Consider the following 10,442-nt stretch of genomic DNA (forward strand, 5'->3'; position numbering starts at 1 on the left):
TGTTTGCATGGTAAAACGCAGTGAAAGCCCCGAGGTAGAGAGGTTTAATTGCCGACGGAAGGTCTACCAGCTAATTCGCACACCCAGATTGCCTACCACGCCGCGCAGGTCATTGCTGTCAATATTGCTGGTGTAATCGGTACTGGCGTACACACTGACGGCGCGATCGAGGGTCAACACGACGCCCAGGCCAATGTCCGCTGTCGAGGATTTCTGTTCGGTGGTAATGACATCGCTGGTGCCGAATGTCACCGAGTCAGTTCCGGAAAACGTATGCCATAGATTGGCGCGCAGGTACGGTTCGACCGGCAAACCGCTGACTTGATAACGACCCTTGAGGCGCGCACCGAGACGGCCGGTCCAGGCACCGTCGGAATCGAACGAGACGCGTGAAATACCATCGTCCTGGCTGTCGAGGGAGATTTTCTGGTGGATGACCTGTGCCTGTGGCTCGATTACCCACGTATCACTGATCGGCAATGGATAACCAGCTTCGGCCGACAAGGTCAGCGCGTGCCCACGATTGTCCAGTTTTACCCCGCGATCGGAATGGTTGTCGCCGTCGAAACGCGTGCCCATCACCACGGTGTCGACGTACCAGCCGTAGGGATCCGTGAGCGTCCAGTACAGGCCATAGCTGTCGCCTTCGAGTTTGATCTTGCCAGCGCTGTTGTGCTGGAAGCCCTCGTTGAAACCGTCGACATCACCCTGCAAACGGCTGTGGCCGACAAAGAACCCCACGCGCTGGTGCTGGCCACCGGAAGTCTGCGAGCTGAACAGATCGTTGCCGACCTGAAAGCCATTGAGTGAGCCGTCCAGACGCGGAGTCACCGTACCGGCCCAGGTCTGCTCGAGGTTCTTGCCGTAGACCCGGCCCCAACCGGCGCCAAATGCGCCGGTTTCGCTGAGCAGGCGCTGCTCGCCCTGACGATCATGAAACGTTCCCAGTGCATTCAGCGTCAGTTGCGCGGCAGCGAGTGGCAGCACCGACCAGGTCGGTACTTCCGGGCGATACAGGGGAATTGGCGCGGCACCGGCCACGGCGGCAGGTAACACCGGCAGCGAGGCGATGGACAGCGCTTCGCCGGGCGCGCCGTCGAGCGGGGTGATGGCCGCCGCAATGGGCGTGGCCACGACTGGAACCAGAAGCGGCGGTAATGCCGGATCGGGATTGGGCACGCTCATCAATTGCGGTGCGACAACGGCTGAGCGCAGATACCAGTTATTCTCGGTGCCGGCGGTGACGCCCCCCTTGAACAGGTAGTAATCGTAAGCGCCGGCAGACACCGGGCCGCTGAGAGTAAACGCCGTATTGCTGCTGACAGCGCTGCCTTGTGCCTGCACCAGTTCAATGCCATTGACCTGAGTCAGTGCGCCCAGACCGCCGACGTTGCTGACACTGATGACCGTCGACCCGCCAAGGCTGCCGTTGTTGATGATCAGTCTGTCGCTTGCCGAATCATCACCAGCAACGGCGCTTTGCAGCAGTAACTGACCACGATTACCGACGTAGTTGCCTTGCACGGTCAGTGTGTCGTTGGTGCGGCTGTTGCCTTGTGTCAGGTCGATGATCCCGGCGTTGTTGAGCGTCACGTTTTGTCCCGCCAGCGCTGGTGCAACGCTGCCCTGAGTGGAAAACAGTGTGCTGCTGGCGTCGATGTTCAACGCGCCCGTGCCGGTTCCCGCGTCACCCAGCACCAGGCTGGACGAACCCAGATCAAGCTGCGAGGCATTGCTCAGGTTGACTGTTTCCCAATTGATAAGGCGCACAGGCAGGGCGGTGCGCGTGTTGTCCAGTGTCAACGTATCGGTACCGACGCCGCCATCAATGCTGGGCGTCAGCGCAAGAATGCTGTCGTCCAGATTACGCAGGGTGGCCGTGTCATTGCCGATGTCCATCAGGATCGCCGAGCGGATAATCCCGCCGCCGTCCCACATGAAAGCGTCATCACCGACGCTGGCGCGAATCTCGCCGACGATTTCCCCACCACTGACGGTGATGCTGTCGTTACCGCCGCTGACACTGATGTTGCCGCCGATGCGGCCGCCGGAAACGATGATCGTATCGGTGCCGAACCCGGTCACCAGATTGCCGAGAATCTGCCCGCCCGACAGGTTGAAAATATTGTTATCGAGTTTCATGTCGACCCGGCCGATCGTGCCGCCGGTCATGCGTGCGACATCGCCGTCCTCGAAAGCGCCGACGATGGTGCCGCCAGTCATCAGGAACGTATCGCGGCTGTCGCCTTGGGCCAGTGAACCGATAGAACCGCCATTGATGACGAAATCATCGACGCCGTTGCCCTGACTGACCGCGCCGGTGATCACGCCGGAGTTGATCTCGACCCGGTCGGCACCTGCGCCGAAAGTTACGCCGCCATTGATCTGGCCAGTGCTGTTGGCGGGGAGGGTCAGGCTGTTGTTGCCGGCGAGATCCGTCAGTGAACCGCTGGTGCCGCTGTCACAGGTGAAGTTGTCATTGCCAGGCCCCGGCACAAGCGTGCAGGCCGCTGAAACGGGTTGGAGGGTCAATAACAGCAAGGATGCGGGCAGGAACAAAACGTGCGGTAGTGTCCGCAGAGGCGTGGAGCAGCGCGGCATGGTCATTCCCTACGGCAAATTCGGGGGAATTCATCCTTGGGTATGCCATGGGTCCGGCATCGTTTACAGCTGATGCCTTACATCAACTCCATGACCTAACAGATTGAATGCGCTACTCCCTGAGCTGATTTAGGTGTAGATGGTTTTTCTCGCGGTTCAAGCGGGGCTGACAGACGGTCTTGTCAGAATCGCGCTTACAAATGCACTTCCACCGCCAGCGGCAAGTGATCGGAGAGATGCGTCCACGGCTTGTTGCCGAGGATCCGGGGATCATGACTGCTGGCATTGCGCAGGTAGATACGGTCCAGTCGCAACAGTGGAAAGCGTGCCGGATAAGTCTTGGCCGGGCGCCCGTGATGCCGCTCGAAGGCTTCGTGCAGATAGTCGCGACGGGCGAGGGCGACGTTGCCCTGAAGTTGCCAGTCGTTGAAGTCACCGGCAATGATCACAGGGGCGTCTTCGGGCAGCGATTCGAGCAGTTGGCAAAGCAGCTGCAGCTGCAATTGCCGATGACTTTCGAGCAGGCTTAAATGCACGCAGATCGCATGCACTTCGGCATGCCCCGGTACATCGAGCACGCAGTGCAACAGGCCGCGCCGTTCGGGTCCGGTGATCGAGACATCGAGGTTGCGGTATTCACGGATCGGGTATTTCGACAACAGCGCATTGCCGTGGTGGCCGTCGGGGTAGACGGCATTGCGTCCGTAGGCGAAATCGCTCCACATGCTGTCGGCGAGAAACTCGTACTGCGAGGTTTGCGGCCATTCGTTGTAGCGGCTGGAATGACGCTCGTGTTCACCGACCACTTCCTGCAAGAACACCAGATCGGCCGAGGTACTGCGCACCGCTTCACGCAGTTCCGGAAGGATGAAGCGCCGATTCAGCGCGGTAAAACCTTTGTGGGTGTTGACCGTCAGCACCCTGAGACGATGGATGACGGGCGCGTCGACTACATGACGCTCGGGATCGCTGGACACGGTGACTCCTCTGGATAGCGGTCGGCTTATTCATGCGACTGATGGGGAGGGGCGGCAGTTCCTTCTGCTTGGGGGCGCCATTCATCTGTAGGAGCTGTCGAGTGAAACGAGGCTGCGATCTTTTGCTTCTGCTTCTGCAGATCAAGATCAAAAGATCACAGCCTTCGGCAGCTCCTCCAAGGTACTTGTCAGACGAAGACGATTTCGTAGGGCAAACGCATCCTCTCAAGAATCACCGGCGGCAACATTGGCGCGATGCCGATGGCCGGCTCACCCTTGAGCTGGCTGGCATAAGCATGGGTGGCGTGGCTCTTGCGGGCGACGGTCCAGGTGTCGAGGCGCAGCTTGCGCGCGCGCTGCCAGGGGATCAGCGCGTGATCGCGTTCCGGCCAGTGCCAGGCCCAGACCGGCACGTCGTGATAGCTGGCGCCAGCCAGCTCGGCAGCCTTGGCACTGGCGCGGCCGACGACTTCATGGTCGTCATTGCTGTCCTCGCGCCAGGTACTGAACACCACGTCGCCGGGGCGCAGGTAGCGGCCGATGAAGTCGGTCAGCTGGCGTTCCTGATCCAGCAGCGCGTTATCGGTGAAACCACCGCGTACCCACTTCAAACTGTGCATGGGCAAGCCCAGGCGCCGCAGGGCTTCGACACTTTCCTGCGGACGGAACACGCTCAGGCGTTTCTCCGACCATTGACGTGAACCGGGGTGGCTGGCGCTGCCGTCGGTGATCGACAGCAGTTGCAACGGATGGCCGAGGCTGGCGAGCAATTGCAGAAGGCCGCCGCAAGTCACCACTTCATCACCGGGATGCGGGGCGATCACCACGGCGCGCGCGCCAGGGGGAACCAGGCTTTGGGTGGCGATGACCGGAATATTGTCGAGTTGCGCGGCGCTGTTCCAGATCTGCCCGTTCGGGCTGTTTTCGCTGAGAAATAACGGTTTCATGGGGGATGACGTCCTTGTTGAGTCTGGCCCTCAGTCGTGCTTGCAACCTCGATGGTTGTCGCGAACGACCCGTGAAGGCGGGGTAAATGCCATGCGACGCTCCGAACCCTGGATTGCCGCGCAGCAGAGTATTGCTCATGAAGTACAGTTCGTCGCGTTACAGATCAATCTGATCCGGATTTATTTGTCAAAGCTGTGCCAGATTTCGCAGGTAGTCACCAAATCCGCCACGGGCGCGGCTGTCGAGGCGGGCGCTGGTATGCACTCGCGGGCGATGGCTCCAGGCGATGTCGGCACCGGACAATTGCAGTTGCCGGACCAACTGCACATCTTCATCGCACACCAGCGGCGGGAAGCCTCCGGCCCAGCGATAGGCGTCGGCGCTGATGCCGAGGTTGGCACCGTGGATGTGCCGATGGTCATCGCGGGCCTGATACTGGCTGTGATAGCGGATTTGCGCGGCTTCGGCGAACGACTCCGGCCAGTGTTCGACCGTCACGGTGCCACACACCGCGTCTGCCCCCAAGCCGAGTTGCGCCACCAGCCAATCGTCGGCCACGCGACTGTCGGCATCCGAGCAGGAGATCCAGCGGGCACCGCGTTCCAGCAGAACCTGCGCCCCGGCGGCACGCGCCTGACCGACATTGCGCGCCTCAATGTGCAGGCTCTGCACCGGGTAACGGCTGACAATCTGCGCCGAGCGATCGGTGCAACTGTCGAGCACCACCAACACCTCGACCCGCTCACCAGCCAGCAGTCCGTGCCTGCTGGCGCGCATCGCCGCGCTCAGGCAATCGTCGAGCAGCGCCTCTTCGTTGTGCGCCGGGATCAGGATGCCGATCATCGCAAACCCTCCAGTGCCGCCACTGAACGTGGCTCGCGGCTCCACACCTCAAGAATGAAATCGGCTTCCTGATGCAGCGCCAGTCGCGGCAGATGCAATTGTTCGTGGATCAGGTCGTGTACCTGTCGCGCATTCAGCGGGCAGTCATCGATCGGCGGCCGCCAGTGGCAGGCGAGCAATTGACCGTCAGCGGTCAGGCTGTGACTGATCCGACGGATCACTTCTGTCAGATCCTTGCTGTCGAGGTAGTAGCCGATTTCGCTAAATACGATCAGGTCGAATTTTTCCTCCGGCCAGTCGTCCGGCAAGCGGTTTTGCCGGACTTCGGCGTGATCGAACAGGCTTAGTCGGGTACGCGCCAGACTGACGGCCGCACTCGCCGTGTCGCAACACAGCAGACGGTCGCAACGGACTGCCAACTCGGCGCTCAATTCACCATTGGCGCAGCCTGGTTCGAAAATCGCCCGATAGTGCGCACGCGGCAGGGCGGCGAGAGTGATTGCGCGTTTGCGCTGTTCGTACCAGCGCTGGCGAAACGCCCACGGATCATCGTTGCCGGCAAACAGCCCTTCGAAATAGCGGTCTTCGACGCTCACAAGAACACCACTTCGAACGGTTGCAGCAGCCGGTCCAGCACGTAAGGCGCAAGCACCGGCGCCAGTCCGGATTCGGCGTCGCCCTCCAATTGGCTGGCGAAAGCGTGCACGGCGTGACGCTTGCGCGCGATCTGTTCGGGAGACAGGAGAATCTTGCGCGCCCGCTGCCATGGCACCAAAGCGTCTTCCGGCGTTGCCCAGTGCCAGGTCCATACCGGCAGTTCGTGGCAGGTCGCACCGACAAGCCGCGCCGCTTCGGTACTGGCGCGGCCGACGGCTTCATGGTCGCAATGGCCATCTTCGCTCCAGGTGGTGAAGAGCACATCGTTGGCGCGCAGATGCCGCTGGATGAAGGCGCGCAAGGCGGGTTCTTCAGCGGCCACCTGTGTGTCAGTGAAACCCGCGCGCAGCCACTTCAAACGATGCATCGGCAGGCCGAGTCGGCGCAGGGCCTCGGCGGACTCCTGCGCACGTACCACGCTCAGCCGTGCCACCGGCCAGCGCGCGGAGCCGGGATGGCTGGCACTGCCATCGGTGACCGAGATCAGTTGCAGCGCACGTCCGGCAGCGGCAAGCCGTTGCAGAAAACCGCCGCAGCCGAGCACTTCATCGTCTGGATGCGGCGCGACAATCACCGCGCGTGAGCCAGGCGGCACCAGACTAAGGATGTCGATGCTGTCGAGCTCCGCCAGATGTCGTGAGCTTTGCCATTGATGCAGGGATGTTCCCTGACCGACGATTGGATTGGTTCTCATAGCGTCCATACCTCATCCGATTGCGCGGTGATCAGTTGGCCGAGGGCGGCGAGATCGCGTTCGGCGTGGCTTTGCCGCAGAAACACCGGCAGATCGGCGATCAACCGGGCGAAATGCCGGTCTTTGCAAAACGGCCCGGCACCCAGGGCTCGGCCCACTTCGCGCATCACCTGTTCGGCCGATTGCTCGACCACCGCGCGGGCCCGCCGCGCGAGCAATTCGGCGTCGTCCTCGGGATGGGCATCGATGTGCAGTGCGCTGAAGCGCAAGACGTCAGCGCCAGCCTGCAAAGCCGTGTCGACCGCGCCGAGATGAGCGAGGGCGTGGGCTTCTTCGCGTCGCGCGCAGTGTTGGCGCAGACTTTCGCCAAGCTGCCGTGCGGCGCCGTACCAGCAGGCAGCGATGCCGATCCCGCCTTGCCAGAACCCCGGGCGTTGCAGGTAGTCGCCAGGGTTGCCGATCGCCTGTGCTTCGGCGCCTTCGAACACCACTTCGACGCTGCCGGTCGCCGCCATGCCCACCGCTTGCCAACCCTGATCGGTGATGGTCACGCCCGGTTGATCGAGGGCGACGGCGACCAGTTGCTGCTGATCGTCAGCGTCCCACGCGGTCAGCAGGGCGTGGCTGAGTACCGCCGCGCCGGAGCACCAGGCCTTGCGCCCGTGCAGCGCGACCATGTGCCCGGCCGCCGAAACCTTGACCCGAGCCTGCGGCGGCTCCGCAGCCCACATGCCCCACGTACTGCCGGGCGTCGGCGAACCGCCCAGTTGCTCGATGATTGCCAGTGCGTCGGTGTGCCCCTCGAAGAGTTTGCACAGGCCCAGATCATGCCCGCCGACATCGGCCAAGTGCTGAAAACGTTCCAGGGTGCGACCGCTGCCGGGTAGCGGCAAACGGTCATGCCCGGCCTCGACCATCGCCCGCAGGCAACTGCCGAGGGCGGTGGTATTGGCGTAGTCCGGCGGGCGCCGGGCGAGATAACTGTGCAAGTCCATATCAATCTTCTTCTTCGTGTTGCAGCTCGAACAGCAGCAGTGAGCGCCCGGTGACGGAATATTCATGACCGAAATCGAAACGTTCCTGACCGCGAATCGACGGCTGATTGGTGTCGATCATGCACGTCCAGAAACCGCCGTCAGGCACTTGCGGCAAGGTGAAATTGACGATGTCGTGGTGCGCGTTGACCACCAGCAGCAGCGTCGCGTCGCCACCTTTGCGGCGAATCCCGGTTTCCTGCGCGCGACCATCGAGCAACATGCCGAGACAGCGATTGTGTGCGTCATGCCAATGCTCGGTGGTCATCTCGGTGGCGTCCGGCGCCAGCCAGGTGACGTCCTTGACGCCGATGTCTTCGTTGTATTCGCCCACCAGAAAACGGCCACGACGGAGGATCGGATAGGCCAGTCGCAACTTGATCAGACGTTTGACGAATTTCAGCAGCGCCTTGCCATCCTCGCTCAGGTCCCAGTTGACCCAACCGATCTCGCTGTCCTGGCAATAGGCGTTGTTGTTGCCGTCCTGGGTGCGGGCGAATTCATCGCCGGCGACGATCATCGGTGTGCCCTGAGAGAGCAGCAGGGTGGCGAAGAAATTGCGCATCTGCCGATGGCGCAGCGCGTTGATCTCGGGATCGTCGGTCGGCCCTTCGACGCCGTGGTTCCACGATAGATTGTTGTTGCTGCCGTCCTGATTGTTCTCGTCGTTGGCTTCGTTGTGCTTGTCGTTGTACGAAACCAGATCGTTGAGGGTGAAACCGTCGTGCGCGGTGATGAAGTTCACCGACGAATACGGCCGGCGTCCGCGCTGATTGAACATCTCGCCGGAGGCGGTCATGCGACTGGCGAAGTCTGCAACCTGACCGTCATCACCTTTCCAGAACGCGCGCACGGTGTCGCGGAACTTGTCGTTCCACTCGACCCAGCCCGGCGGGAAGTTGCCGACCTGATAGCCACCGGGGCCACAGTCCCACGGCTCGGCGATCATTTTCACCTGACGCAGCACCGGGTCCTGACGGCAGGCCACGAGGAAGCTGTGACGTTCGTCAAAGCCATCGTGATAACGGCCGAGAATCGTCGCCAGGTCGAAGCGGAAACCGTCGACGTGCATTTCCGTGGCCCAGTAACGCAGTGAGTCGGTGACCATTTGCAGCACGCACGGGTGGCTCAGGTCCAGCGTGTTGCCAGTGCCGGAATCGTTGATATAGAAGCGCTTGTCGTCGGGCATCAAGCGGTAGTAGGAGGCGTTGTCGATGCCGCGCATCGACAGGGTCGGGCCTTGCTCGTTGCCCTCGGCGGTGTGGTTGTAGACCACGTCGAGAATCACTTCGAGGTTGGCTTCGTGCAGGTGCGCGACCATTTCCTTGAACTCGGCGATTTTGCCGCTGGCCAGGTAGCGCGGGTCGGGGGCAAAGAACGCGATGCTGTTGTAGCCCCAGTAATTGGTCATGCCTTTGTGCAGCAGATGCTGGTCGTTGACGAAGGCGTGGATCGGCAGCAACTCGACCGACGAAACGCCGACGCTGCGAATGTGTTTGAGTACATCGTCATTCATCAGACCGGCAAAGGTGCCGCGCACGTTTTCCGGCACCGAGGGGTGACGCATGCTGATGCCGCGTACGTGGGTTTCGTAAATGATGGTTTTGTCCCACGGCACACTGACACGCTGGTCGTTGCCCCAGGTGTGTGCGGGGTCGATGACTTTGCATTTGGGCACGAAAGGCGCGCTGTCGCGTTCATCGAAACTCAGGTCGGCGTCGGGATGGCCGATGGTGTAGCCAAACAGTGCCTCGGACCATTTGAGCTGGCCGACCAATTGTTTGGCGTAGGGGTCGATGAGCAACTTGTTGTGGTTGAAGCGGTGGCCGTTGGCTGGGTCGTACGGGCCGTAGACACGGTAGCCGTAGATCAGCCCCGGATGCGCATCGGGCAGGTAGCCGTGGTAGATCTCGTCGGTGTATTCCGGCAGTTCGATGCGTTCGAGTTCGACTTCGCCGGCATCGTCGAAGATGCACAGTTCGACTTTGGTGGCGTTGGCGGAAAACAGCGCGAAGTTGACCCCCAACCCATCCCAGGTCGCACCAAGCGGGAAGGGCAGGCCTTCACGGATTCTCGACGGCTCGGCGTGCGCGGTGGGCTCGGGTTTGTTTGGACGGGTCATGATTGCTCCTGCAAAAATCGGGATGGTTCGGTTGACACTGTTTCCCCTGTGGGAGCGAGCCTGCTCGCGAAGGCGTCGGCACATCCGACATCTCTGTTAGCTGACCCAGCGCTTTCGCGAGCAGGCTCGCTCCCACAGGGGTTTTGTGTGTTTCTTGAGGACGAACGCGTCCTCGGTGGCGAGCGAGCCCGCCACACGGTCATTCAGTTCAATCGTCGTTAAAGCTTTAGATCGCCGAAGGCTTGCGCGGCGCTCGGGGCTTTTTCTCGGCGGCTTTTTCGCCCGGGGGAATCACTTTGGCGGCGCTGGCGGGCTTGGCTTTCACCGCAGGTTTCGGTTTGGCGGCCGGCGCCTTGGTTTCGGCAGTCTTGCCAGCGGTTTTGCTGCCAGCCGCTTTCGGTGGCTTTTTCGGGGCCAGCGCCTCGGCTTCGGCCAGTTTGCGCGCCATCTCCCAGTGGCGTTCTTCCTGACCGTCGGGCTGACCTTCCGATTCCCAGATCTGATAGGCGAATTCGCGAATGCGTTTATCGTCGGTACTCATCGCAATGCTCCTGAACTGAACTCAT

The 10,442-nt window shown here is 61.6% G+C and carries 9 protein-coding genes; all 9 read right to left on the bottom strand.

Going from position 1 to position 10,442, the window contains the following annotated elements; all coding sequences use genetic code 11:
- Positions 1–63: 63 nt before the first annotated feature.
- The 9 genes from ACIPIZ_RS10535 to ACIPIZ_RS10575 all read right to left on the bottom strand — a co-directional run bounded on the left by ACIPIZ_RS10535 (position 64) and on the right by ACIPIZ_RS10575 (position 10,417).
- On the bottom strand, positions 64–2,601 hold the full coding sequence (locus ACIPIZ_RS10535; protein ID WP_401165221.1) for an autotransporter outer membrane beta-barrel domain-containing protein: 2,538 nt from the start codon (positions 2,599–2,601) through the stop codon (positions 64–66).
- Between the two features lie 194 nt (positions 2,602–2,795).
- On the bottom strand, positions 2,796–3,578 hold the full coding sequence (locus ACIPIZ_RS10540; protein WP_401165223.1) for an endonuclease/exonuclease/phosphatase family protein: 783 nt from the start codon (positions 3,576–3,578) through the stop codon (positions 2,796–2,798).
- A gap of 188 nt (positions 3,579–3,766) precedes the next feature.
- Entirely contained in the window at positions 3,767–4,525 is a 759-nt protein-coding gene (locus tag ACIPIZ_RS10545) for a PIG-L deacetylase family protein (protein ID WP_064391083.1), read from the bottom strand.
- Between the two features lie 187 nt (positions 4,526–4,712).
- Entirely contained in the window at positions 4,713–5,369 is a 657-nt protein-coding gene (locus ACIPIZ_RS10550; RefSeq protein WP_064391084.1) for a glycosyltransferase family 2 protein, read from the bottom strand.
- Entirely contained in the window at positions 5,366–5,965 is a 600-nt protein-coding gene (locus ACIPIZ_RS10555) for an SAM-dependent methyltransferase (protein ID WP_401165225.1), read from the bottom strand. Before ACIPIZ_RS10555 ends, ACIPIZ_RS10550 begins: the two co-directional genes overlap by 4 nt.
- A complete protein-coding gene (locus ACIPIZ_RS10560) occupies positions 5,962–6,720 on the bottom strand; it encodes a PIG-L family deacetylase (RefSeq protein ID WP_122855135.1) in 759 nt (252 codons plus the stop codon). The genes ACIPIZ_RS10555 and ACIPIZ_RS10560 overlap by 4 nt, the downstream gene beginning before the upstream one ends.
- A complete protein-coding gene (locus ACIPIZ_RS10565; RefSeq protein ID WP_064391087.1) occupies positions 6,717–7,715 on the bottom strand; it encodes an acyl-CoA dehydrogenase family protein in 999 nt (332 codons plus the stop codon). The genes ACIPIZ_RS10560 and ACIPIZ_RS10565 overlap by 4 nt, the downstream gene beginning before the upstream one ends.
- A 1-nt stretch (position 7,716) precedes the next feature.
- A complete protein-coding gene (gene glgX, locus ACIPIZ_RS10570) occupies positions 7,717–9,876 on the bottom strand; it encodes a glycogen debranching protein GlgX (protein WP_064391088.1) in 2,160 nt (719 codons plus the stop codon).
- Positions 9,877–10,102: 226 nt separating this feature from the next.
- Positions 10,103–10,417: a DUF2934 domain-containing protein gene (locus ACIPIZ_RS10575; protein WP_122855137.1), complete on the bottom strand. Its 315-nt coding sequence runs from the start codon at positions 10,415–10,417 to the stop codon at positions 10,103–10,105.
- Positions 10,418–10,442: the final 25 nt, after the last annotated feature.

Source organism: Pseudomonas sp. NPDC087690, from assembly GCF_044743175.1.
GTDB lineage: Bacteria > Pseudomonadota > Gammaproteobacteria > Pseudomonadales > Pseudomonadaceae > Aquipseudomonas.

What these genes read in the sequence shown, in the direction of transcription:
- ACIPIZ_RS10535 (WP_401165221.1), bottom strand. Translation starts at nt 2,601, where the DNA reads ATGCCGCGCTGCTCCACGCCTCTGCGGACACTACCGCACGTTTTGTTC.
- ACIPIZ_RS10545 (WP_064391083.1), bottom strand. Translation starts at nt 4,525, where the DNA reads ATGAAACCGTTATTTCTCAGCGAAAACAGCCCGAACGGGCAGATCTGG.
- ACIPIZ_RS10550 (WP_064391084.1), bottom strand. Translation starts at nt 5,369, where the DNA reads ATGATCGGCATCCTGATCCCGGCGCACAACGAAGAGGCGCTGCTCGAC.
- ACIPIZ_RS10560 (WP_122855135.1), bottom strand. Translation starts at nt 6,720, where the DNA reads ATGAGAACCAATCCAATCGTCGGTCAGGGAACATCCCTGCATCAATGG.
- ACIPIZ_RS10565 (WP_064391087.1), bottom strand. Translation starts at nt 7,715, where the DNA reads ATGGACTTGCACAGTTATCTCGCCCGGCGCCCGCCGGACTACGCCAAT.
- glgX (WP_064391088.1), bottom strand. Translation starts at nt 9,876, where the DNA reads ATGACCCGTCCAAACAAACCCGAGCCCACCGCGCACGCCGAGCCGTCG.
- ACIPIZ_RS10575 (WP_122855137.1), bottom strand. Translation starts at nt 10,417, where the DNA reads ATGAGTACCGACGATAAACGCATTCGCGAATTCGCCTATCAGATCTGG.